The organism is Pseudomonas fluorescens (assembly GCF_000802965.1).
GTDB classification, from domain to species: Bacteria; Pseudomonadota; Gammaproteobacteria; order Pseudomonadales; family Pseudomonadaceae; genus Aquipseudomonas; species Aquipseudomonas fluorescens_A.
The window spans coordinates 174,339-197,471 of sequence record NZ_JSAK01000033.1; the positions used below are offsets into that span (position 1 = coordinate 174,339).

24 protein-coding genes and 1 tRNA gene are annotated in these 23,133 nt (G+C 57.2%); 10 read left to right on the forward strand and 15 right to left on the reverse strand.

Annotated elements, in window-relative coordinates; genetic code table 11:
- Nucleotides 1-2 precede the first annotated feature (2 nt).
- Nucleotides 3-773: a tRNA (cytosine(32)/uridine(32)-2'-O)-methyltransferase TrmJ gene (gene trmJ / locus NL64_RS25515; RefSeq protein WP_034150844.1), complete on the reverse strand. Its 771-nt coding sequence runs from the start codon at nucleotides 771-773 to the stop codon at nucleotides 3-5.
- A gap of 146 nt (nucleotides 774-919) precedes the next feature.
- Between trmJ and suhB the strand changes: the two genes are divergently transcribed.
- Nucleotides 920-1,738 carry a type III secretion system regulator SuhB gene (suhB, locus tag NL64_RS25520; protein ID WP_034150845.1) on the forward strand — a complete coding sequence of 273 codons (819 nt, stop codon included), beginning with the start codon at nucleotides 920-922 and terminating at the stop codon, nucleotides 1,736-1,738.
- Between the two features lie 250 nt (nucleotides 1,739-1,988).
- On the opposite strand, the gene NL64_RS25525 is transcribed toward suhB, so the two are convergent.
- The 6 genes from NL64_RS25525 to queA form a co-directional block, all read right to left on the reverse strand.
- Nucleotides 1,989-2,540, reverse strand: a complete 552-nt coding sequence (locus tag NL64_RS25525; protein ID WP_034150846.1) for a glycine zipper 2TM domain-containing protein — start codon at nucleotides 2,538-2,540, stop codon at nucleotides 1,989-1,991.
- A 119-nt stretch (nucleotides 2,541-2,659) separates the two neighbouring features.
- Nucleotides 2,660-3,574 carry a protein translocase subunit SecF gene (secF, locus tag NL64_RS25530; protein WP_034150847.1) on the reverse strand — a complete coding sequence of 305 codons (915 nt, stop codon included), beginning with the start codon at nucleotides 3,572-3,574 and terminating at the stop codon, nucleotides 2,660-2,662.
- 9 nt (nucleotides 3,575-3,583) lie between these two features.
- Nucleotides 3,584-5,452 (reverse strand): protein translocase subunit SecD, encoded by a 1,869-nt coding sequence (gene secD / locus NL64_RS25535; RefSeq protein WP_034150848.1) that lies wholly within the window; start codon nucleotides 5,450-5,452, stop codon nucleotides 3,584-3,586.
- Between the two features lie 64 nt (nucleotides 5,453-5,516).
- The gene (yajC, locus tag NL64_RS25540; RefSeq protein WP_007916913.1) at nucleotides 5,517-5,855 is read right to left on the reverse strand and encodes a preprotein translocase subunit YajC; all 339 of its coding nucleotides are present in this window, start codon (nucleotides 5,853-5,855) and stop codon (nucleotides 5,517-5,519) included.
- Nucleotides 5,856-5,898: 43 nt separating this feature from the next.
- Nucleotides 5,899-7,014 carry a tRNA guanosine(34) transglycosylase Tgt gene (gene tgt / locus NL64_RS25545; protein ID WP_162488928.1) on the reverse strand — a complete coding sequence of 372 codons (1,116 nt, stop codon included), beginning with the start codon at nucleotides 7,012-7,014 and terminating at the stop codon, nucleotides 5,899-5,901.
- Nucleotides 7,015-7,028: 14 nt separating this feature from the next.
- Nucleotides 7,029-8,093 (reverse strand): tRNA preQ1(34) S-adenosylmethionine ribosyltransferase-isomerase QueA, encoded by a 1,065-nt coding sequence (gene queA / locus NL64_RS25550; RefSeq protein ID WP_034150850.1) that lies wholly within the window; start codon nucleotides 8,091-8,093, stop codon nucleotides 7,029-7,031.
- Between the two features lie 105 nt (nucleotides 8,094-8,198).
- Here queA and NL64_RS25555 point away from each other — a divergent pair.
- Nucleotides 8,199-8,283 (forward strand) — tRNA-Leu (locus NL64_RS25555).
- A gap of 160 nt (nucleotides 8,284-8,443) precedes the next feature.
- Nucleotides 8,444-8,773, forward strand: coding sequence for a hypothetical protein (locus NL64_RS25560; RefSeq protein ID WP_034150851.1), 330 nt, complete (start codon nucleotides 8,444-8,446; stop codon nucleotides 8,771-8,773).
- Nucleotides 8,774-8,871: 98 nt separating this feature from the next.
- Here the strand turns inward: NL64_RS25560 and NL64_RS30240 are convergent, their stop codons facing one another.
- From NL64_RS30240 to NL64_RS25570, 3 genes are all read right to left on the reverse strand, one after another.
- Nucleotides 8,872-9,114, reverse strand: coding sequence for a hypothetical protein (locus NL64_RS30240; protein WP_155292789.1), 243 nt, complete (start codon nucleotides 9,112-9,114; stop codon nucleotides 8,872-8,874).
- Nucleotides 9,115-9,370: 256 nt separating this feature from the next.
- Entirely contained in the window at nucleotides 9,371-10,705 is a 1,335-nt protein-coding gene (locus tag NL64_RS25565) for a hypothetical protein (protein ID WP_155292790.1), read from the reverse strand.
- Nucleotides 10,698-11,762, reverse strand: coding sequence for a nucleoid-associated protein (locus NL64_RS25570; RefSeq protein WP_052321304.1), 1,065 nt, complete (start codon nucleotides 11,760-11,762; stop codon nucleotides 10,698-10,700). The genes NL64_RS25565 and NL64_RS25570 overlap by 8 nt, the downstream gene beginning before the upstream one ends.
- Nucleotides 11,763-12,355: 593 nt before the next feature.
- On the opposite strand from NL64_RS25570, the gene NL64_RS25575 reads away from it, so the two are divergent.
- Nucleotides 12,356-12,667, forward strand: a complete 312-nt coding sequence (locus NL64_RS25575) for a DUF3077 domain-containing protein (protein ID WP_034150853.1) — start codon at nucleotides 12,356-12,358, stop codon at nucleotides 12,665-12,667.
- A 279-nt stretch (nucleotides 12,668-12,946) separates the two neighbouring features.
- Here the strand turns inward: NL64_RS25575 and NL64_RS25580 are convergent, their stop codons facing one another.
- Both NL64_RS25580 and NL64_RS25585 read right to left on the reverse strand, forming a co-directional pair.
- Nucleotides 12,947-13,315 (reverse strand): PH domain-containing protein, encoded by a 369-nt coding sequence (locus tag NL64_RS25580; RefSeq protein WP_034150854.1) that lies wholly within the window; start codon nucleotides 13,313-13,315, stop codon nucleotides 12,947-12,949.
- A gap of 185 nt (nucleotides 13,316-13,500) precedes the next feature.
- Complete coding sequence (locus NL64_RS25585) at nucleotides 13,501-14,313, reverse strand: outer membrane protein OmpK (RefSeq protein ID WP_034150855.1); 813 nt, start codon at nucleotides 14,311-14,313, stop codon at nucleotides 13,501-13,503.
- A gap of 666 nt (nucleotides 14,314-14,979) precedes the next feature.
- Between NL64_RS25585 and NL64_RS25590 the strand changes: the two genes are divergently transcribed.
- The 6 genes from NL64_RS25590 to NL64_RS25615 all read left to right on the forward strand — a co-directional run bounded on the left by NL64_RS25590 (nucleotide 14,980) and on the right by NL64_RS25615 (nucleotide 21,242).
- Nucleotides 14,980-16,002, forward strand: coding sequence for an ABC transporter substrate-binding protein (locus NL64_RS25590; protein WP_034150856.1), 1,023 nt, complete (start codon nucleotides 14,980-14,982; stop codon nucleotides 16,000-16,002).
- Nucleotides 16,003-16,076: 74 nt separating this feature from the next.
- The gene (locus tag NL64_RS25595) at nucleotides 16,077-17,102 is read left to right on the forward strand and encodes an aromatic ring-hydroxylating dioxygenase subunit alpha (RefSeq protein WP_034150857.1); all 1,026 of its coding nucleotides are present in this window, start codon (nucleotides 16,077-16,079) and stop codon (nucleotides 17,100-17,102) included.
- 60 nt (nucleotides 17,103-17,162) lie between these two features.
- The gene (locus tag NL64_RS25600; protein WP_034150858.1) at nucleotides 17,163-18,005 is read left to right on the forward strand and encodes an ABC transporter ATP-binding protein; all 843 of its coding nucleotides are present in this window, start codon (nucleotides 17,163-17,165) and stop codon (nucleotides 18,003-18,005) included.
- 96 nt (nucleotides 18,006-18,101) lie between these two features.
- On the forward strand, nucleotides 18,102-18,830 hold the full coding sequence (locus NL64_RS25605; RefSeq protein WP_172668708.1) for an ABC transporter permease: 729 nt from the start codon (nucleotides 18,102-18,104) through the stop codon (nucleotides 18,828-18,830).
- Between the two features lie 40 nt (nucleotides 18,831-18,870).
- Nucleotides 18,871-20,301, forward strand: coding sequence for an amidohydrolase family protein (locus tag NL64_RS25610; RefSeq protein WP_034150860.1), 1,431 nt, complete (start codon nucleotides 18,871-18,873; stop codon nucleotides 20,299-20,301).
- Nucleotides 20,298-21,242, forward strand: coding sequence for a PDR/VanB family oxidoreductase (locus NL64_RS25615; RefSeq protein WP_034150861.1), 945 nt, complete (start codon nucleotides 20,298-20,300; stop codon nucleotides 21,240-21,242). Before NL64_RS25610 ends, NL64_RS25615 begins: the two co-directional genes overlap by 4 nt.
- Nucleotides 21,243-21,294: 52 nt before the next feature.
- On the opposite strand, the gene NL64_RS29210 is transcribed toward NL64_RS25615, so the two are convergent.
- The 3 genes from NL64_RS29210 to NL64_RS25630 form a co-directional block, all read right to left on the reverse strand.
- Complete coding sequence (locus NL64_RS29210; RefSeq protein ID WP_052321305.1) at nucleotides 21,295-21,660, reverse strand: hypothetical protein; 366 nt, start codon at nucleotides 21,658-21,660, stop codon at nucleotides 21,295-21,297.
- Nucleotides 21,661-21,784: 124 nt separating this feature from the next.
- On the reverse strand, nucleotides 21,785-22,159 hold the full coding sequence (locus NL64_RS25625) for a hypothetical protein (RefSeq protein ID WP_034150862.1): 375 nt from the start codon (nucleotides 22,157-22,159) through the stop codon (nucleotides 21,785-21,787).
- Nucleotides 22,156-23,133, reverse strand: a complete 978-nt coding sequence (locus NL64_RS25630) for a hypothetical protein (RefSeq protein WP_034150863.1) — start codon at nucleotides 23,131-23,133, stop codon at nucleotides 22,156-22,158. Before NL64_RS25630 ends, NL64_RS25625 begins: the two co-directional genes overlap by 4 nt.

Here is a 23,133-nt window from a genome sequence, read left to right on the forward strand (position 1 = left end):
CATTAATCCTTCCGCTTTAGAAGCTCACCACGGGCCGCTTTTTGGGTTTCCGTGAGGATGCCACGCAATATATTCATTTCCGCCCGGCTGACCGAGCTGCGTCCGTACAACCGGCGCAGGCGCGCCATCAAGTGCCGTGGCTTTTCCGGATCGAGGAATTCAATGGCCACCAGGGTTTGCTCCAGGTGCTCATAGAATCGCTCAAGCTCATCCATGGTCGCCAGCTCAGCGCTTTTGACCGATGCCACTTCTTCCTTCTCGACCTTGCTTGGCTGACCTTGGGCCGCCAACCAGGACATGCGCACTTCATAGCTCAACACCTGCACCGCGGCCCCAAGGTTCAGCGAGCTGAACTCAGGGTCTGATGGGATGTGCACGTGATAATGACATCGCTGCAGCTCTTCGTTGGTCAGGCCGGAGTCTTCACGACCGAACACCAGGGCGATTTCGGCACCCTGCCCTGCTTCCTCGACCACTTTCGTTCCGCATTCGCGGGGGTCGAGCAGCGGCCAGGGAATCCGCCGGTCGCGGGCGCTGGTGCCGAGCACCAGATTGCAGCCGACCAAGGCATCTTCCAAGGTGGCGACGACTTGCGCGTTTTCAAGGATGTCACCGGCACCGGAAGCACGGGCATCGGCTTCGTGATGCGGGAACACACGAGGCTCGACCAGCACCAGCCGCGACAGCCCCATGTTCTTCATGGCACGCGCAGCCCCGCCGATATTGCCCGGATGGCTGGTATTGACCAGGACGACACGAATGTTTTGCAGCAAGGGAGGCGCTCTCGAACACAATAATCGGGAGCAGAATCTTACAGCTCATCCTACCGTTAAGCCATGAAAGCGAACGTCGTCCTTCTCCTGTAGAAACTTTCTGATAGAATGCCCGGCTTTCTTTAACAACCTTAGGTGACACATCCATGCAGCCCATGCTGAATATCGCGCTGCGCGCCGCCCGCAGCGCCAGTGAATTGATCTTCCGCTCCATCGAGCGCCTGGATACCATCAAGGTCGACGAAAAAGACGCCAAGGATTACGTATCCGAGGTAGATCGCGCCGCTGAACAGAAAATCATCGACGCGCTGCGCAAGGCTTACCCGAACCATTCGATCCTGGGTGAAGAGACTGGCCTGCACGCCGGCTCTGGCATCGAAGGCGAAGAGTACCTGTGGATCATCGATCCGCTGGACGGCACCACCAACTTCCTGCGCGGCATTCCTCACTTCGCTGTCAGCATCGCCTGCAAATACCGCGGTCGCCTTGAGCACGCTGTTGTTCTGGACCCGGTTCGCCAGGAAGAATTCACCGCCAGCCGTGGTCGCGGCGCTCAACTGAACGGTCGTCGCCTGCGCGTTAGCGGCCGCACCAGCCTGGACGGCGCCCTGCTGGGTACCGGCTTCCCGTTCCGTGACGACCAGATGGATAACCTCGACAACTACCTGGGCATGTTCCGCGCCCTGGTAGGCCAGACTGCCGGCATCCGCCGCGCTGGCTCGGCGAGCCTGGACCTGGCCTACGTGGCTGCCGGCCGTTTCGACGCCTTCTGGGAGTCGGGCCTGTCCGAGTGGGACATGGCTGCAGGCGCCCTGCTGATCCAGGAAGCTGGCGGCTTGGTGAGCGACTTCACCGGCGGTCACGACTTCCTTGAGAAAGGTCACGTTGTTGCCGGCAACACCAAATGCTTCAAGGCAGTGCTGACGGCGATCCAGCCGCACCTTCCGGCCTCGCTGAAGCGCTAAGCTTCCAGCGACAGAAAAAGCACCCTACGGGTGCTTTTTTTTTATGCCCGCATTTCACCCTCGATAACACCCTGACCCCCTGTGGGAGCGGGCTTGCCCGCGATAGCGGTGGGTCAGTCGCCGCATTTGGCGCAGGTGATACGTCATCGCGGGCAAGCCCGCTCCCACAGGTTCTGCAGTGTTTTCGGAGCCGTATTTCAGGCACAAAAAAAAAGCACCCCGTAGGGTGCTTCTTTTTAAGCGGTGCTAATTATTGAGCCGGTTCGTTCTGAGACAGGATCAACTTGCCTTCCTTGTCGACCGGAATCTGGTTGCCCGGATCACGATCCATCCGCACTTTGCCTTCCTTGCCATCCAGCGAATAACGCACGTCGTAACCCACGACCTTGTCACTGATGTCATTCACCGTATTACAACGGGTCTGGGTCGTGGTGTAGGTGTCACGCTCCTGCATGCCCTCCTGCACCTTGTTACCGGCATAACCACCACCGACCGCGCCTGCAACCGTGGCAATCTTCTTGCCGGTGCCGCCGCCGATCTGGTTACCCAGCAAACCGCCTGCCAGCGCACCTACCACTGTACCGGCGATCTGGTGTTGATCTTTCACCGGCGCTTGCCGGGTGACCGTGACGTCCTTGCACACTTCACGTGGAGTCTTGATTTGTGTCTTGACCGGCTCAACGGCGAGTACTTGCGCGTACTCAGGGCCGTTATCTTTAACCAGGCTGTAGGTGGCCACAGCACCACCGGCAGTTACACCGACAGCACCCAATACAGCACCAACCAGCATCGACTTGTTCACATGAACCTCCTGACCATCACATGCGGAACATGTCCGCGCTTCTCCCAGCCTTGGAGCATAAAAAAAGGCGCGAGTTCAACTCGCGCCTTTTTGGACTACGCCACTGGAGGAAACTTCCTTCAAGGACGGTCGTCGACTTCCTTATCGGTATTCGCCGGAGGAATCAGGTCTTCAGTGCTCAGGTTCAGCCAGATCAGCACCACGTTCGCGATGTAGATCGACGAGTAAGTACCCGCCAGAACACCGATGAACAGGGCGATGGAGAAGCCGAACAGGTTGTCGCCACCGAAGAACAGCAGTGCGGCAATCGCCAGCAAGGTGGAAATCGACGTCGCCATGGTCCGCAGCAGGGTTTGCGTGGTCGAGATGTTGATGTTCTCGATCAGGTTGGCCTTGCGCAGCACACGGAAGTTCTCACGAACCCGGTCGAATACCACGATGGTGTCGTTGAGCGAGTAACCGATGATCGCCAGTACCGCCGCCAACACCGTCAGGTCGAAGGTGATCTGGAAGAACGACAGGATACCGATGGTCACGATCACGTCGTGGATCAGGGAAACGATCGCACCGACCGCAAACTTCCACTGAAAGCGGAAAGCCAGGTAGATCAGGATGCCGCCCAGCGCCATCAGCATGCCGAGGCCGCCCTGGTCGCGCAGCTCTTCACCCACCTGCGGGCCGACGAACTCGACGCGCTTGACCGTCGCCGGGTTTTCGCCGCCGACTTTCAACAGCGCTTCTGCCACTTGATGGCCTAGCTGCGGATCTTCACCCGGCATGCGCACCAGCAAATCGGTAGTCGCACCGAAGCTCTGCACGATCGCCTCGTGATAACCCGCAGTCACCAGTTGCTCACGCACCTTGGTGACGTCGGCCGGACGCTCGTAGGTCAGCTCGATGAGCGTACCGCCGGTGAAGTCCAGGCCCCAGTTCATGCCCTTGGTGAAGACACTGAACAGTGCCAGGACCGTAAGGAACAATGTGACGCCGAACGCAAAGTTGCGAACGCCCATGAAGTTGATTGTACGTAACATGGCAGCCCCTTAAATCCACAACTTCTTGAAGTCACGACCGCCGAAGATCAGGTTGACCATCGCGCGGGTCACCATGATGGCCGTGAACATCGAGGTAAAGATCCCGAGGGACATGGTCACTGCGAAACCCTTGACCGGGCCTGTGCCCATGGCAAAGAGAATCCCGCCGACCAACAGTGTTGTCAGGTTGGCGTCGAGAATCGCGGTGAATGCCCGGCCGAAGCCTTCGTTGATTGCCCGTTGTACGGTCATGCCCGCCGCAATCTCTTCACGGATACGCGAGAAGATCAGTACGTTGGCGTCGACCGCCATACCCATGGTCAATACGATACCGGCGATACCCGGCAGGGTCAGCGTTGCACCCAGCAGCGACATCAGGGCCAGCAGCAGCACCATGTTCACCGCCAGTGCGACGGTGGCGATGATGCCGAAGAAGCGGTAGATGGCGATGATGAACAGCGAGACGAACAGCATGCCCCACAGCGATGCATCGATACCTTTGGTGATGTTATCCGCACCCAGGCTCGGGCCAATGGTGCGCTCTTCAGCGAAGTACATCGGTGCAGCCAGACCACCGGCACGCAGCAGCAGCGCCAGTTCGGACGACTCGCCCTGGCCGTTCAGACCAGTGATGCGGAACTGAGCACCCAGCGGCGACTGAATGGTCGCCAGGCTGATGATCTTCTTCTCTTCTTTAAACGTCTGAACCGCGACGTCTTTCTCGACGCCGTTGACCATTTGCTTGGTGTAAGTGGTAATAGGACGCTGCTCGATGAAGATCACCGCCATGCTGCGACCGACGTTGCTGCGAGTCGCACGACTCATCAGCTCGCCGCCGTGACCATCCAGACGGATGTTCACTTCTGGCGTGCCGTGCTCGCCGAAGCCAGCCTTGGCGTCAGTGACTTGGTCACCGGTGATGATCAGGCCACGCTCGATCAGCGCAGGAGGACGCTTGCCTTCACGGAACTCGAATTCTTCGGAAGTGGCTTTCGAAGCGCCAGGCTCAGCGGCCAGACGGAACTCGAGGTTGGCCGTCTTGCCGAGGATACGCTTGGCTTCTGCGGTGTCCTGCACGCCCGGCAGCTCAACCACGATGCGGTTGGCGCCCTGACGCTGGACTATCGGTTCGGCAACACCCAGCTCGTTGACGCGGTTACGTACCGTGGTCAAGTTCTGCTTGATGGAGTATTCGCGGATTTCCGCCAGCTTGGCTGGGGTCATCGCCAGACGCAGCACCGCCTGACCATTGAGGTCGGCCGGAACAATGTCGAAATCGTTGAAGTTCTTGCGGATGATCGAACGGGCCTGTTCACGGCTGTCTTCATCAGCGAAGCCCAGCTGAATGGCGCCATTGAGTTGCGGCAGGCTGCGATAGCGCAGTTTCTCTTTACGCAACAGGCTCTTGACGTCGCCTTCGTAGACTTTCAGGCGTGCGTCGAGGGCTTTATCCATGTCCACTTCCAGCAGGAAGTGCACACCACCGGACAAGTCCAGACCCAGCTTCATCGGGTGCGCGCCGAGGTTGCGCAGCCATTGCGGGGTGGTTTGTGCCAGGTTCAGCGCGACGACGTAGTCATCACCCAACGCCTTGCGCACGACATCTTTGGCAGGCAATTGGTCTTCGGCTTTAACCAGACGAATCAGACCGCCCTTGCCGCCAGCGGTCAGCGAAGCTGCCTTGACGTTGATCCCGGCCTCTTTGAGCGCAGCGCTCATACGGTCCAGATCAGCCTGATTGACCTGCAGCGCAGTGCTTGCACCGCTGACCTGAATGGCCGGGTCATCAGGATAAAGATTGGGAGCGGAATAAATCAGACCGACCGCCAGCACCGCCAGGATCAGAATGTATTTCCACAGAGGGTATTTGTTCAGCATCACGCCGCCCGTTTATGACGCGGGGCGCCTTGCGCGCCCCGTCGATTGAATATGAAGTTGAAACTTAGATCGCTTTCAGCGTGCCTTTTGGCAGCGTGGCGGCGATGGCGCCTTTCTGGAATTTCATTTCGACGGTGTCGGAAACTTCCAGAACAACGAAATCGTCTGCAACTTTAGTGATCTTGCCGGCGATGCCGCCAGTGGTCACAACTTCGTCGCCTTTCTGCAGGCTGCTCAGCAGGTTCTTCTGCTCTTTGGCGCGCTTGGCCTGTGGACGCCAGATCATCAGGTAGAAGATGACCAGGAAGCCGACCAGGAAAATCCACTCGAAACCGCCACCCATTGGGCCGGCAGCAGCAGGTGCAGCAGCGTCAGCCATGGCATTAGAGATAAAAAAGCTCATTTAGCACTCCAGTTGCAAATGTTGAATCTTGGGGTCAGAAAACTCAGTCCAAAGGCGGAACAGGTAACCCGCGTTTGGCGTAGAAGGCATCGACAAAGGCGGCCAATGTACCCTGTTGAATAGCCTCGCGCAAACCAGCCATAAGCACTTGATAATGACGCAAGTTATGGATGGTATTGAGCATGCTTCCCAGCATTTCGCCGCACTTGTCCAGGTGATGCAGATAAGCGCGGGAGAAGTTCTGGCAGGTATAGCAATCGCAGGTCGGATCGAGCGGCGAATCATCATGGCGATGGAACGCGTTTCGGATCTTCAGCACGCCGGTATCAATGAACAGATGCCCATTGCGGGCATTACGGGTTGGCATCACGCAATCGAACATGTCCACACCGCGGCGCACACCCTCAACCAAGTCTTCGGGTTTGCCAACGCCCATAAGGTAACGAGGTTTGTCAGCCGGCATCATGCCCGGCAGATAATCCAGCACCTTGATCATTTCGTGCTTCGGCTCGCCCACCGACAGACCGCCGATGGCCAGGCCGTCGAAGCCGATCTTGTCGAGGCCTTCCAGGGAGCGCATGCGCAGGTCCTGGTGCATGCCGCCCTGAACGATACCGAACAGCGCCGCCGTGTTCTCGCCATGGGCTTCTTTCGAACGTTTGGCCCAACGCAGGGACAATTCCATGGAAATACGGGCGACGTCTTCATCAGCCGGGTACGGCGTGCATTCGTCGAAAATCATCACGATGTCGGAGCCCAGGTCACGCTGGACCTGCATCGACTCTTCCGGGCCCATGAACACCTTGGCGCCGTCGACCGGGGAAGCGAAGGTCACGCCCTCCTCCTTGATCTTGCGCATGGCGCCCAGGCTGAACACCTGGAAACCGCCGGAGTCGGTCAAAATCGGGCCTTTCCACTGCATGAAATCGTGCAGGTCGCCGTGCTTCTTGATCACTTCCGTGCCCGGGCGCAGCCACAGGTGGAAGGTGTTGCCCAGAATGATTTCAGCGCCGGTCGCCTCGATATCCCGTGGCAGCATGCCCTTGACCGTGCCGTAAGTGCCCACCGGCATGAAGGCCGGGGTCTCGACGGTACCGCGCGGGAAGGTCAAACGACCGCGACGAGCCTTGCCATCAGTGGCCAGCAGCTCGAAAGACATACGACAGGTGCGACTCATACAGTTTCCTCTGGGCCCGATTCTTTAGGGGCAGTCGGCGCAGGATTACGCGTGATGAACATCGCATCACCGTAGCTGAAAAAGCGGTACCCGTTGTCGACCGCAGCCTTGTAGGCCGCCATGGTCTCGGGATAACCGGCGAACGCCGAAACCAGCATCAACAGTGTGGATTCGGGCAAATGGAAGTTGGTGACCAGGGCATCGACCACATGAAACGGCCGGCCAGGGTAAATGAAAATATCTGTATCGCCGCTGAACGGCTTGAGCACGCCATCGCGGGCGGCGCTTTCCAGAGAACGTACGCTGGTGGTCCCCACCGCCACCACGCGACCACCGCGAGCGCGGCACGCAGCCACGGCGTCGACCACGTCCTGGCCGACTTCCAGCCATTCGGTGTGCATGTGGTGATCTTCGAGCTTCTCCACGCGCACCGGCTGGAAGGTGCCGGCGCCCACGTGCAGGGTCACGAACGCGGTCTCGACGCCCTTGGCGGCAATCGCCTCCATCAGCACCTGATCGAAATGCAGCCCCGCCGTCGGTGCCGCCACCGCACCCAAACGCTGGGCGTAGACGGTCTGGTAACGCTCGCGGTCGGCACCTTCATCCGGGCGGTCTATATAAGGAGGCAGCGGCATGTGCCCGACGCGGTCGAGCAGCGGCAACACCTCTTCGGCAAACCCCAGCTCGAACAACGCATCGTGGCGCGCCAGCATCTCGGCCTCGCCACCGCCGTCGATGAGGATCTTCGACCCAGGCTTGGGCGACTTGCTGGAGCGCACATGGGCCAGCACACGATGACTGTCGAGCACCCGCTCCACCAGGATTTCCAGCTTGCCGCCGGAAGCCTTCTGGCCAAACAGCCGCGCCGGAATCACCCGGGTATTGTTGAACACCATCAAATCGCCGGGGCGCAAATGCTCCAGCAAATCAGTGAATTGACGGTGTGCCAGGGCGCCGCTGACCCCATCAAGGGTCAACAGGCGACTGTTGCGACGCTCAGCCAAAGGGTGGCGAGCGATCAGCGAATCAGGGAGCTCAAAAGTAAAGTCAGCAACGCGCATGATGGGGTTCGTCTAGCAGGGCCGGGAAGTCTAGCGGAAATATCAAAAATTCTCCATGTACCTGATTGACCAGCGGTTATCTCATCTCTATACTCCGCGGCCATTGCCCTGATGGCGGAATTGGTAGACGCGGCGGATTCAAAATCCGTTTTCGAAAGGAGTGGGAGTTCGAGTCTCCCTCGGGGCACCAAAATTAAGAAAGGTCTTGCTTAGCAAGGCCTTTTTTTTCGCCCGCAATAAAGCCCCTGACACCCCACACACCCTGTGGGAGCCAGCCTGCTGGCGATGCTTTTGCCCCTTGCCCTTACACACCAACCGCACCGCCGGAACATTTCACAAGGATTCCCCCCATGGAATTGCACCTGGAAACCGTCGCCCTCTTCTCCCTCAAACTGGCTTATGAAACGGAAGATTCAAGCCCGATTTTGCGTGACGATCTGGTCATGGGTGATTACCAGCGGGATGTGTTTGAGCTGCTGGTGCGGCGGGGGGATGTTGAGGCGATTCAGGTGAAGGTGGGTGAGTGTGTGGGGTTGGCGTTGGAGGCGGTTGGGGGTGTGGATAAGCCGTTGGGGCGGGAGTTGGGGAGGTTGGCGGGGGAGTTTGCCAGGATTCGGGCGATGGAGCAGCTTGATGCACCGCTCGTTGCGCTCAAGGGTTACCTGAAAGACATTCAGTAAATGAAGGTAAGCAGCATAAAATGCAGGAACGCCAATTGGCCGAGTCGACGTTTGCTTCCAGACTTACCCAATAAAAATCTGCCCCTTCATCAACGCTATCAACTAGCAGCCCGCTCAATGAACGCTTTCCTTTTGGCATGCGCCCCCAACGTGGCGAAACGGCGCCAGAAGCTTTTCGGGGTACCCTTACCAAGCTGGCCCAATGCTTGAAGTGGTTGTAGTGCATTCAGTGCCTCCCCCTCCGTAAAGGTAGGACCAAGCGCCTCAAGAGCCAATCGTGCATTACGCCGATAGCCGTAGTTCAAATCGTGTCCTGCTTGCGTCAGGCGATACGTGGTCATGGTATGCAGCCTTTAAATCTCATGAACCTTTCAGATTAGACAAGATCAGGTTCGCATGCTCGAACCTTTCTACAGCGCTTAAGCATGATTGGTTTGAAGCTGGTGGCATGAAAAGTTCGTACTCAGGTACGCAGCAAAACCGGCGTTTCCAGATTACGAACCACCCCGAAACCGGTGAAGCTAACGCCAAATTTACATTGCCATGGTTACAGGCAAGGTTCCAGACGAAACCTTCAAAAAAAACGTGAACACACCCTCACTTAAAAACAATCATGAAGAGTAAGATCATCACCAAAAAAGCATAAATAAAATTAACTATGTTTTTTATATTCTTATACGCCTTTATAGAGTCCTTGAATGGCTTTCGAGACAATGCTGAAAACTCATCCGCAGAAACAAGTCCAATAACCCTTTTACTCCAATTGCAGCGAAACTTTATCTGCGATCTAAAATACAACTTATTTTGATAACCAGAGAGACTAACACTAACAACCAACCAAAAAATATTTGCCAACAGCAAAAACTTGGTTTCTCCACCCGATAGAAAATTTTTTGCCATCAAAACTTGTCGAAGCGCAATAAGAGTGAAAGAGATACTGAGATCCCGGAGAAGCCCAGTGGTTAACGTTTGAGTCCTATCGACAATCTTATTTACCTCTTCAGAAACCGTTTTTCTTATATCTGTTACAGCCTTTAGCAAATCAACTGTCTTAATATGGATATGACTTCGATAATCCTCTCTAGCCGACTGGTGAGAGCATGCCACTGTTCTCAGCAGAAATTCCAACCAACTTTCACGAATTCTATGGCGCTGCGTTGAAATCCGCTGACATATTAGAGTATGCCGCACCTCCGCATCCCGAGATTGACTATAAATCCAATCTAGCGCCATATGCACCCGATGCAGATCTACACTGCTATACGAAGCATCCGAATTCACATAGCCAATTTCTAGGCTCCCCCCGCCTTTAAGCGTTAAAAATAATTGTTCATCTTTTCTCCATATTTCCGATGCCAACAATGCTGACGCTTTGAACGTTGCAAGCCTCAACCACTCTTCATATAGCTTATTTTTAACATCAGGAATAACTGGTGCAATCCAGAATCCATGTCGGGCGTGCACCACTTCGCCAGTCGTATCCCTAACTATTTTACGTGCATCGACTTCTTCAACCAATTTCTTGGTAGAAGCATGCAGCGGCTCCGGAAAATCCCAACTCTTAAAATCACAAAGCAAAGAGCTAAATGAAACATCCTGTTCAAAAATATAAATCTCACCAAACTGGGAAACCTCAGAAATCGAGGCACAGCTCAAAAAGCCACTGGGTGAAAAGAAAAACGCCACTCCCTTTATCTTCTTCTTGACAAACATTACTCGACTTAACTTGGGAAGCTCCAAGGTAGTGTGCACGGGAAACGAAATTTCATCACCAATTTCGTCGGTTGCCACCAAACTAAAACTCAATTCAGCCGTAGCAGCTAAAGAATTTAAATCTGAGTGGAGAGATTCATCGCTCACATCCATTGGTTCGAATACAGCCGAATCGATAGACTCGCTTCTAAATTTCAGTTTAGAGAATAGATTATTCATCATCATCAACCACGTAGTCATCCGTAATGATTTTTATAACCTTTCTTCCCCCCTCAGTACTAAAAGAGATAAATTTTTCATCTTCGTGCTTTTTGTTATAAATCACCCTTATTCCTTCAAATGTTTGCTTAACCTTGGATTTCGCTATTTTTAGGCTTTCCACAGATATCAAAAACTTCTCATTTGAAATTTTCTTTTTCTTCAATGCACCTTCAAAAGCCTTTTGCAATTCTGCATTAGCATGTGCTTCTCCGAAAGCGGCAGCGAGGAGTTTTTCAGGATTCTCAGGATCAAAATCTACGACATCCTTTACCGCTTGATTAACACTAGCCGTTAGTTTTTTTCTTATTTCTGCCGGGATGATTCCAGCATGAGCTTTACCTACCTCAATTAACGCTTCCACAAGGCGCTCAGTCAACATTTCTGTGGAAAAAGATCTATGCACCTCTAGATAGTCTTTAAATTTATCAGTTAAATCGCCGTGTGCCCCACTACGATCTATACATATGACTTTTGAAAATTCTGAGTCAATCGTATTAATGAGAACTGATTTTTGAACAGCCTTTTTATCTTGAACAAAATTATTCAAAAACTGGCTCAGTATTGGCTTAGCCTTCCCATCCGACATCTCTTCCGTTTTATATGAAACAACACTCATATCATCATACTTGATTATGGCGCCATAAACATCACTGCCACTCTTCACTTGAAGCAGCATTAGGACACCCGGAGCCAACCGTTTATCTGAAGCATATAACTCTTGAAATTTAATCGCCAACCGTTCTGAAACATCTACAAAAGCATGCTCACTAGTTAATGCTTGAATCACTTGCTGCTTTACCCAGGCATCCGCATTAAAGTGGTACGCCGTACCTTTCAAGGTCTCCTTTAAACGCGCGATAAAGAAATCGGAAAAACTCCCAGGATCTTCGACTTCAAGTAATATTTTCGGGGATAGGAAGTCGGGACCAACAATATGAAATATTATCCTCTCAAGATTGGCATCAGCAGCAAACTCAAAATCCCTAACTACCTCAAGTCCTTTTTCTATCTGCATAGATACCCCATCAATCCAGTGAATGTAGCTGTCTTTTTAAATCTAAACACAACTATTGCCTAGAACAGAGTAGCGCACCCGGGCAATAATGGCTCGAAGCTACTATCAAGTCGTCGATCCGTCCACATTTAAGTTCTTAGAAGTACACCGCCTGCATCATGCCCCCCAGATCAAACTCGGATTATGCTTAGCCACTTGCCTACATATCGAAAGAAAGTCCCTTGCAAGACGAAAATCTGCGCGTTACCCTCCCACCTGTCGCTGCCAATTCAGCGACCGGGTGTGGTAACCCGAGTTATTCAAGGCGCAACAGCGCCCCAATCACGTCATCAGGCGCTTTTTTTATGCCTGCGGCGTGAGTTATGGCGGCTGTGCGTGGGACGCCCTCGGGCGTGCCGGTTTCCTTGATACCCGGTTTACCACCCTGCGCACAGCTGTCACCCATTCGTGTGGTAACGAACGTGGCAGCTCCTCATATCAAGGAGTTGGATAATGCGCAGTATCAATCCGTTTGAAATTTGGCTTTCCCCTCTACGCAATTCCCAATCGCGTAGCCCCCTCCCCCATTGCCTCTCCATCCTCGGAGGTGGCCAATGACTGAACAATCTGAACTCAAAACCATCGGCCTGACACCCGCCATCTACTGCGCGGATCAACCACTGTTCCACGTCACTCGCGGCGCTCCTCTCGGCGATGCCTTGTCCATGGCCTCCGATTTTCTGTTCCTGGCCAAGACGCTCACTGAAGATGCGGCTTATGCCAGAGACACCGACCGCCATGCCTGGGCTGCGCATTATCTGACTTCGATGAGTAAGGCGTTGGTGGATGATGCGGTGAAGGTGCTGACGCGGGATCGGGTTTGTGTGCCGGTACCCAAGAAGGCGGGAGAGAAAGCTGAGGCTTAGTGTTTGGCCTGTGGGGTGTGGGTTGTTGGCGATGGTGGTCGCTGATTCAGCATTTGTGTTGGCTGGGCTGGCGCTATCGCGGGCAAGCCCGCTCCCACAGGGGTTGTGGTGAGTGGCAGGCATCGGTTGGCCCTGGTGTGTGAGCGGGTTTGCGGTGCATCTCAGCATTGAGGGCGGTTGGGCTGGCGCTATCGCCAGCAGGGCTAGCTCCCACAGGGGGATGCGCATCAGCAGGGAGTGCGCGTCAGCCCTGGGTTTAGGGGTTTCGATTAGAGCGGGTCAGAGCAGGTGTTGGGAGATGAGTTTTGAGATTTCTACCATGGACGTCCTGCCGGTGAATTCGAATTTCACTCTGCCCAGGGACGAGAAGTAGATTTCCAGTTCCGAATCCAGGTCGAAGGTGCCGGAGGTTTCTACGGAGTAGGCGACGATGTTTTTGTAGGGCAGCGAGGTGAAGTCTTTTTTGCTGCCGGTGATGCCCTGGACGTTGACGGCGATGATGCGTTTGTTGGTGAACACTACGCCATCGCGCATGGATTTGTAGGCGTCGATCACTTGCTCGCCGTCCAGCAGCAGCGCACTGACGCGTTCTGCGTATTCTTCGTTTTGCTTGAGTTTGAAGAAGCCTTTGTTGTTGAAATCAATCATCTGCTTTTTTTCCCTGTTTTCTGGCGGTGAGATCCAGGCTGATCGTGACGTACCTGGGCATCGGGGTGAATCAAGACAGGGAAATCTCCCACAAGCGCTACAGAAAACGGCGACGAAAATTGTGACAGGGTAAAACCGGGGCACTACGCGCCCCGGTCAAATGCCCTACCCGTCACGCTTTCCCGTCAGAAATGCACCTTCAGCAAGAGGCTCAGCGCATTCTGGTCTGTTTCAAATCCTGAAGTGTCTTCAATCCCGTATTTATTCGACCAGTAATCCCACTCGATCCCCGCATAAAACTGCTTCTGCCGTTGCCCCAGCGCCTTGCCCACGTCGTATTTGATCTGTGGATTGAAGTGCAAACTCTTGGCCACGTAGTCGGAGGTGCCTTTGGTGCCGACGTCGTTGACGTACCACTCCAGGTAGCCGTCGAAGAGGATGTCGGAGCGGCCCAGCGGGAGGGTCATGGACCAGGTGGGGTTGATCTGCCATTGGCCGGAGGCCTTGCCGGTGATGCCGTCGGGTTTGCGGTAGTAGGTGTTCAGGGAGAAGCGATCAACGCCCGGCAGGGCAAGGTCGACAGCGGGGCCGAGCAGATATTTGCGGTTGCGGTCTTTGCCGCGTTCGTAGGTGGCGGCGATGAGCACGTCCTTGACGATGCCGTAGCTCAGGGACCGGTCGCTGATTTTGCCCAGGGACAGGCGCGGGGAGAATTCGCCGTAGTAGGAATAGCCGCCGTCACCCGAGAGGCCGTTGGACCATTTGTTGTCAACGAACATGAAGACGTCGCCCCAGGTCCAGCCGCTGGCGTGTTCGAAGCTCACCGTTTGCTGGGTGTCGTCGCCGGTGCCGTCGACTTTGAAGTGCTGGCCGTAGAGGTAGCTCAGGCTGTTGTCGTTCCACAACATCGGGCCGGCTTCGACGCTGGCGCTGGCCAGGGCGAACAGCGGCAGCAGGCTGCGGCGCAAAAGAGGTGCAAGTAATGTAGACGTTTCCATGGGCTGCCCTTGTCAGGTGATTGGCGGATATCACCGGCAAGGCATGCCCGAGCTGCGGGTTAGCCACTGTTCTGGCCCTCAACGTAATGAGGGGCGCCCCTTGCCGGGTACGCGGCGTAATGCCGCCAGAGCAATGCCCTGCACCTTGGGTCCTGTTGGAGCCGCTCAGTGCTGACCGCTTCTACTCGATACGGGACTTAGCACGGGTTGTGCCAACTGATCGAATACAATCAGCAAGCCCCATTCAGCACAATCCACGCCTGAAACTGCACACTCAATCCGCGAATGCGCTGCGCACCAATTTGAGGCTCGCCCAAAAAACTCGCACCATCGCGATTCATCTCCCCACTGCTCCCCAAGTGCCTGACACGCCGAATCCCCTGACAGCGCGGTAGCAACAACTTGGCACACTTCTGGCTATGACTCCTCCCGAGTAGAAGCGGTCAGTGCCAGCCATGGCACCGGGCATTGCTCTTGCGCCCTTCCCTATGGGCGTACGTCCGATTGGATGCTTGAACGCGGCGCCAACGCCCCGGGCAAGAGAGAAGTGTTAGCCGCGTGAATACGCCTTGGCGCCCTCTCTCTTCCCACGTTCTCTCCAATCGGTCCCTCGCTGGCGTGCCGATTGGCGCGCGGCGGTTTTCGAATCGTTGTGGAGAACACATCATGAAAATTCGCTTTGCCTTGGGTCAACCGCTTCGCTCGCTGCTGGCCATGGCCCTCGTGCCCGCTTCCCTGATAGCGTCTCCGCTGGCCTTGGCCAATGACAAGGTGGTGCTGCTCACTTCCTGGTATGCCCAGGCGGAACAGGGTGGTTTCTATCAGGCCCTGGCCGATGGCTTGTACGAGAAAGAAGGCTTGGACGTGACCATTCGCATGGGTGGGCCGCAGGTCAATGGCATGCAGTTGCTGGTCAACAAGCAGGCCGACTTCATCGTCAACTACGACTTGCAGATCCTCAAGAGCGTGGAGCAAGGCCTGCCGGTGGTGGCCGTGGCCGCGCCGTTTCAGGGCGACCCCCAAGGCTTGTTGACCCATAGTGATGTCAGTGGCCTGGACGCCCTGCAGAACAAGCAGGTGCTGGTGTCCACCTCGGGCCAGCAAACCTGGTGGCCGTGGCTCAAGGGCAAGTACCAACTCAAGGACAGCCAGGCCCGGCCCTACACCTTCAACCTGCAACCCTTCCTCGCGGACGCCAACACCACGCAGCAGGCCTATGCCAGTTCCGAGTTGTTCCAGGCGCTGAAGACCGGCGAGAAAGCCAACTTTTTCCTGTTTGCCGACGCCGGCTACCCGCCTTACGGCTCGACCCTGGCCACCCGCCAAGACGTGATTGATCAGCACCCTGACCGGGTCCAGCGCTTTGTTCGCGCCTCGATGGAGGGCTGGAAGCGCTACCTGGACAACCCGAGCGCCAACCACCTGATCAAGGCCGACAACCCGAACATGAGCGATGAACTGCTCGCCTGGGGTTTGTCGACCCTCAAGCAATACCGCCTGGTCACCGGTGGTGATGCCGCCACCCAGGGCATCGGCGTGATGAGCGATGCGCGCTGGCAGGCCACCCGCAATTTCATGGTCGAGGCCGGCCTGCTCGGTGCCGATGCGCCTTGGCAGAAGGCCTATACCACGCGCTTCGTCCAGGATTTGAAGGTGCTGCCTACCGCCGAGCAGGCCGCCAGCCGCTAAGCCGATTGCCCCAACGCTGAACCCAAAGCCCGGGCCCAAGAGCCGGCTGAATGAATACCGTGAGGACACTTTTTATGTTGGTCACCAAACAACCTGTACTGCGCCGTTTCTGGTATGCCCTGCTGCCCATGACCGCGCTGGACGCTGGCCCGCAGCCCTTCACGCTGCTGGGTGAGGCGCTGGTGCTGTGGAAGCGCCCCGACGGCACCCCGGTGGCGATGCGCGACCGTTGCTGCCACCGCACTGCCAAACTGTCCAAAGGCTTTGTCAGCGAGGACGGCAACATCGCTTGCGGCTATCACGGCTGGGAATACGACTGCACCGGCACCTGCGTGAAGATCCCGCAAAACCCCGCGGGCATGATCCCGCCGGGCGCCTCGGTCCAGGCCTTTCACTGCCAGGAAAAATACGGCTACGCCTGGGTCGCCCTCGACGATCCGCTGCAGCCTATCCCTGAGTTTCCCGAAGACGGCGCCCCGGGCTACCGGCGCATCTTCCAGTTTTATGAAGAGTGGAAAACCAGCCCGCTGCGGGTCATGGAAAACTCCTTCGACAACTCCCACTTTTCCTTCGTCCACAAGGCCAACTTCGGCCTGTTCGATCAGCCGGCGCCGGCCGGCTACGAGTTCCGCGAAACCGACTACGGCTTCGAGGCCGAAACCCGGGTGCCGATCCGCAACCCCGAGGAAAGCTTTCGCATCACCGGCACCCGCGAGCCGATCACCCAGCGCCACCTGATCAACCGTTATTACCTGCCCTTCTCCCGGCGCTTTGGCTGCATGTACCCGGACAGCGGCATCCACCACATCATCTACAACTGCGCGACACCCATGGAAGACGGGCGCCTGATGCTGGTCCAGTGGCTGTATCGCAACGACAGCGAGGAGCAATGCTCGACCCAGGAGCTGATCGACTGGGACGCGGCGATCACCGCCGAAGACCGAGACATTCTGGAAGCCACCGACTACGACGCCTGTGTCGACACTCGCCGCCGGGTGGAACTGCACATGCCGTCGGACAAGCCTGGCCTGGTGATTCGCCGGCAACTGCTGGGCCTGCTCGAAGCCCATGGCGAAAGCGAAGTGTTCCTCAGCCACTGAGTTCAGCGCCCCGGTACGCCGGGGCTTATCCGGTCGCTCATGACCCCAGGGGAGAGCGCTATGTTGATGCAAACCATAACTCCAGCCGACGCCCGGCCACAGGCATTGCCCGACACCGACAGCGTGGGTGTGCAAACGCCGCTGTTCGCCAACCAGGTGGAAAAAACCTACAGCAATGGCACCCAGGCCTTGAGCCGGGTGAAGCTGGCGATTCAGCGCGGCGAGTTCGTGTCGTTGCTCGGCCCTTCGGGCTGCGGCAAGAGCACCTTGCTGAAGATGTTCGCCGGCCTCGAACAACCCTCCGCCGGCCATGTGCGCTGGTGGGGCAAGGACAGCCCGGCCAGCCCGACGCAGGGTCAAAGCCTGGCCATGGTGTTCCAGGAGGCGACCCTGATGCCCTGGGCCCGGGTCAGCGATAACGTGCGCCTGCCCCTGGATCTGGCCGGTGTGCCCAAGGCCCAGAGCCAGCCCAAGGTCGACGCGGCCCTGGCCCTGGTCGGCCTGGACCGCTTTAGCCAGGTGTATCCACGAGAGCTCTCCGGCGGCATGCAAATGCGCGCATCCATCGCCCGGGCCCTGGCCACGGAGCCGAATCTGCTGCTGATGGATGAGCCCTTCGGCGCCCTCGACGAGTTCACCCGCAACAAGCTCGACAGCGACTTGCGCCAGCTGTGGGCCAGCCGCGACCTGACCGTGGTGTTCGTCACCCACAGCATTTTCGAGGCGGTGTACCTGTCGTCGCGGGTGGTAGTGATGGGCGCACGTCCGGGCCGGGTGATCGCCGACATCGAGATCGACGGCCCCCTGGAGCGGGACGAGGCCTACCGCACCTCCCCGGCCTTTATCGAGCAGTGCGCACGCCTGTCCCGACTGCTGGCCCAGGCCAATGGCGACCCTTGCTGATTTCACTTTGAGAGCCCAATCATGAGCCCATCCTTTACTCCCTGGTTGCGTCACCCCACGGTGTTGCGCATCGTCTCGCCGCTGCTGCTCGGCGCCGTGTTGCTGAGCCTGTGGCAACTGGCCTGCGTGGCCTGGCAGGTGCCGGTGTATTTGGTGCCCTCCCCGGCCGACATCGGCCGCACCCTGATCAGCGATGGCCCGATGTTGCTCGGTGCGTTATGGATGACCTTGAAGATCACCTTCTTCTCGTTTGCCTTGGCGGTGCTGATCGGCACGTTGGCGGCATTTGTTTTCGTGCAGAGCCGGGTGCTGGAAGCCAGCCTGTTTCCCTACGCCATCCTGTTGCAGGTTACGCCGGTGGTGGCGGTGGCGCCGCTGATCATCATCTGGTGCAGCAACACCACGCTGGCGTTGGTGATTTGCGCGACCCTGGTGGCGATTTTCCCGATCATCGCCAACACCGTACTCGGCCTGCGCAGCGTCAACCCCGGCCTGCTCAATCTGTTCCGCCTGAACCGCGCGAGCCGCTGGCAGGTACTGCTGCGCCTGCGCATTCCCAGCGCCCTGCCGTGTTTTTTTGCCGGGCTGCGCATTGCCAGCGGGCTGGCTTTGATCGGCGCGGTGGTGGCGGAGTTCGTCGCGGGCACCGGGGGCACCGGCGCCGGGCTGGCGTACCAGATTCTCCAGGCCGGTTTCCAACTGAATATTCCAAGGCTGTTCGCCGCCCTGCTGTTGATCGCCCTGACCGGTGTCGCATTGTTCAGCCTGATGGCCGTGCTGGCCCGGTTGAGCCTGCGCAACTGGCACGAAAGCGAAATCGGCTAACCCTTTGAGTCCGCCGCAGGCGCGGCGTATGGAGCCTCACATGACGTTTCAAAACAGCTGGCTGGTGCGCAATGCCAGCGCCATTCTCACCGGGTTGTCCGGCGCGGCGGCGCGCCATGCCGGGCCCGATATTCGCATCGCCGACGGGCGCATCGCCGCCATCGGCGCGCTGCAAGCCCTGCCCGGGGAGCGCGTTCTGGATGCCACCGATTGCGTGGTCTACCCGGCGTGGGTCAATACCCACCATCACTTGTTCCAGTCGCTGCTCAAAGGCATTCCCGCAGGTATCGACCAGAGCCTGGGGGCCTGGCTGGGGGCCGTGCCTTATCGCTATCGCGGCCTGTTTGACGAGCAGAGCTTTCGTCTGGCCGCACGCATTGGCCTGGTCGAGTTGGCCCGCTCCGGCTGCGCCACCGTCGCCGACCACCATTACCTGTATTTGCCGGGCATGGCCTTCGACAGCGCCGAGGTGCTGTTCGAGGAAGCCGAACGGCTGGGGCTGCGATTTGTCCTGTGCCGTGGCGGCGCCACGCAGGCGCGGCAAGCCGAAGGCAACGCGGTGGCCGGGCCGGAGACTCTGGAGCAGTACCTGAACGACGTTGAGCGCTTGGTGCGGCGTTACCACGACCCGGCCGCCGACGCCTGGCGCCGGGTGGTGATGGCGCCCACCAGCCCGCCCTACTCCATGCCGGCGGAACATCTGCGCGAAACCGCCCGGGTCGCCCGGCGACTGGGCATTCGCCTGCACAGCCACCTGAGCGAAACCGTCGAATACCAGAACGAGGTCCAGCAACGCCATGGCATGTCACCGGTGGCGTTCTGTGCCGAGCAGGAGTGGCTGGGGCCAGACGTGTGGTTCGCCCATCTGGTGAAACTCGACGCCGAAGAAATCCGCATGCTCGGGGCCAGCGGCACCGGCATCGCCCATTGCCCGCAAAGCAATGGCCGCCTGGGCAGCGGCATCGCCGATGTGGTGGCCATGGAAGCCGCCGGGATGCAGGTGTCGATCGGCGTGGACGGCGCCGCCTCCAACGAGGCCTGCGACATGATCAGCGAAACCCACGCCGCCTGGCTGATGCAGCGGGCCAAGGCCGGCGAACGGACCCGGCCGCGTCATGCCGGTGGTGACGAGGAAGGCGGCGCCCACGCCGCCAAGGTGGAAGACGTGGTGCGCTGGGGGACCGCCGGCGGGGCCAGGGTGCTGGGCCTGGACGCCGTCGGCAGCCTGCAGGTAGGCATGGCGGCCGACCTCGCGATCTACCGCCTCGACCAGCCGCGCTACTTCGGCCTGCACGACCCGGCGATCGGCCCGGTGGTAGGCGGTGGACGCCCGACCTTGCGCGCCATGCTCGTGGGCGGGCGGTTGACCGTCGATAACGACCAGTTGCCGGACCTCGACCTCGCCGAACTCGGCGCCCAGGCCCGGGACGCGGTGCGCCGCTTGCAGCAGGCCGCAGGAGTACGCGCATGAGCTGGTCTGCCCTGCACGTGCGCAGCCTGCGCCTGGAAGCCGACGATGTGCTGGGTATTGAACTGGCGCCCGTCGACGCCGCGCCCCTGCCCTTCACTTGGACCCCAGGCGCCCATGTCGACCTGCGCCTGGGCAACGGCGCGGTGCGCCAGTACTCGCTGCTGAGCCTGCCGGAAGATGGTCACCTTTACCTGGGGATCAGGCGCGAGCCCACCTCCCGGGGTGGCTCGCGCTGGCTGCACGAACAACTGCGCCTGGGTGCGCAGATTGAAGTCAGTGCGCCACGCAATCTGTTTGCCCTGCAACCGGGCAACGGGCCGGTGACGCTGGTGGCAGCGGGCATCGGTATTACGCCGTTGCTGCCGATGTATCGCCAATGCCTGGCCGAAGGCCGCCCCGTGCGCTTGCTGTACTTCACCCGGGAGACACGCCAGGCGCCTTTCATCCAGCGCCTGGGCGCCGACGTCCAGTGGTACGGCGGCTTGCGCGCCGGGCAAATCGCCGAGCTGTTGGCCAGGCAATTTCCCGCGTGGCAAAGCGCAGCCGGTTTGTATTGCTGCGGCCCCACCGGCTTCATGGACACCGTCGAACAGGCGGCGCTCAAGGCGAACTGGCCGGCCTCAGCCCTGTATCGCGAGCACTTCCAGGCCCAGCAGCCCGCGAACCCTGAGGCGCAGAGCTTTTCACTGGAGCTGCGACGCAGTGGCTGTGAGGTGCAAGTGCAAGCCGGGGAAAGCCTGATCCAGGCAGCTTCGCGGGCCGGGGTCAATCTGGAATTTTCCTGCGGCATGGGCATGTGCGGCGCTTGCGTGTGCCGGGTGCTTGAAGGCGAACCGGAGCACCGGGATGAATGCCTGAGTGACGCTCAGCGCCAGAGCGGGGAATGGATCGCGGCCTGTGTGTCCGGGTGTCGCGGCCAACGGTTGGTGCTGGATGCCTGAAACCGGCAGGCATGGAGCCTGTGAAATGAATGCAGCATCAACAATAATAAAATCAAACGACCAAAAGCCAAAAAATAAACATTGCGAAAAACAAGAACACACCAATAATCCATGGCACGAACAACTTCCACTTCAGATGCACCGGCAAATTTAGGAGCTCACCCTTCTCTATTAGGCCACGTCTCTCACAGAGCCCAGGAAACAAAAACATCAATGCTATCGAACCATTTCTGACCGCTTTACCTAGCAACCCCAAACCAGACAAAGCCTTACGATTACTTGCTACAAACTTACTCCTATCTAAGTAGCCTTCTATTAACTCCGTAAATAAATAAGAGAACACATATATCCAGCAAGAGACCACCAGAGAGGAAAAAATCATGAATATTGCGACACCTGCCAAAGCAATATCACTCATTAGGGCAATAACTCATAAATTATTATATCCGACCATCTTGCATACGATACGACAGAAATTGATAACGATAGGTATTTTCATCCCCAGCCATTCTCAGCCATCATATATCCGCCACCCACCCAATTCATTTAATATACTTTACAAACACCCCAAATATAACAAAAACAAGACTTAACAGCCAAAACAACCCCCACGAGATAACTAGCATTCTTTTTAAAACTTTCGGAAATTTTTCGACTTCAGCATCATTGACTATACCTCGTTTCACGGAAATCCCCGGCATAATCAAAACCATAGTGAGAACCCCACTGCGCATAAATCTTCCAACAACCCCCATATTAGAAAATGCGGCTTTGTTAACTCTTACAAAATGACTATTACACAACAACGCCTCCGCTTTTTCGGTGTGAGCTTGCACAACATAAATCAACCATACCGCCACAAGTAAAAGCGGACTCAGTATTATTAAAAATATCAAACCGATGTGATCGGTATTCATTGCTCTATTTTTCCATAGAGATATTCACCAATATATTCACCTGCCATTTCGCCTATCTTCCCTCCTTCGATCCCACCCAATGCGCCGCCAACTACGCCGCACGCGAATGCACCAGGCCCGCTACTTGCGATACCCAACACTAATACGCACGCAAAAGTGGTTGCGTGCCCCCCAAGGCTTCCTCCAACGGCTCCACCAACAAGGCTTACCGCCAAAGAAGAACCCTCAACATACTTCGCCGTCGTACACTCATCCTCCCGTCCAAACGCACATGCCTGCTTGATCTTCAGCCCGGCAGAGGCAACACTCAGGGCAGTACCGATGTAGACTCCTCGCTTGATCAGCTTCGCCGCCCTGGCCACGCCACTGACCTTCTGCGCGTAACCGGTAATCTCGCCGGTACTCATGTAGCTTTTGGTCGAAATTCCCAACATTCGTTTGATCGAACCTTGGGAACGCAATCCCGAGCCGTAAGAGGCAATATTGCCCAGTTGTTTTTCCAGCTTGATGAATAATCTGGCGCGCTCGCTGTAGAACTTGTCTCTGGCGGCAATAGATCCGCTGCGCAGATAGTTTTCATGGGCGTGTTCGATCTCCTCTAGCGTGGCCTTGATCGCGACCATGTATTTGCTCCACCCATCACTGACGGCCCCGGCGCCGATAGCGCCGTAGTCGAGAACCTCCTGCAGCAGTTCGAAGTTGTCGAGAAAGAAGTCGTCGGCGTCGACCTGATTAGTCAGCAGGGCTATGTGGATGTCCCTGGCTTTGCTCATCAAGTACGCCTCTTGATGAGTACTGGATGAGGTCGTGACATCGCCAATGATCACCACTTCACCCGCCAAGACCACAGTGTTGGCGATATGGCTGTTGAGTGCATCAAACTTGCTTCTTGCAATGCCGGTCAGTCGCAGTTCGGCCTTGAGGGATTCGAAAGACTGGGTTCGGGAGTTGATAAACGCTAGAGGCTCTGTCAT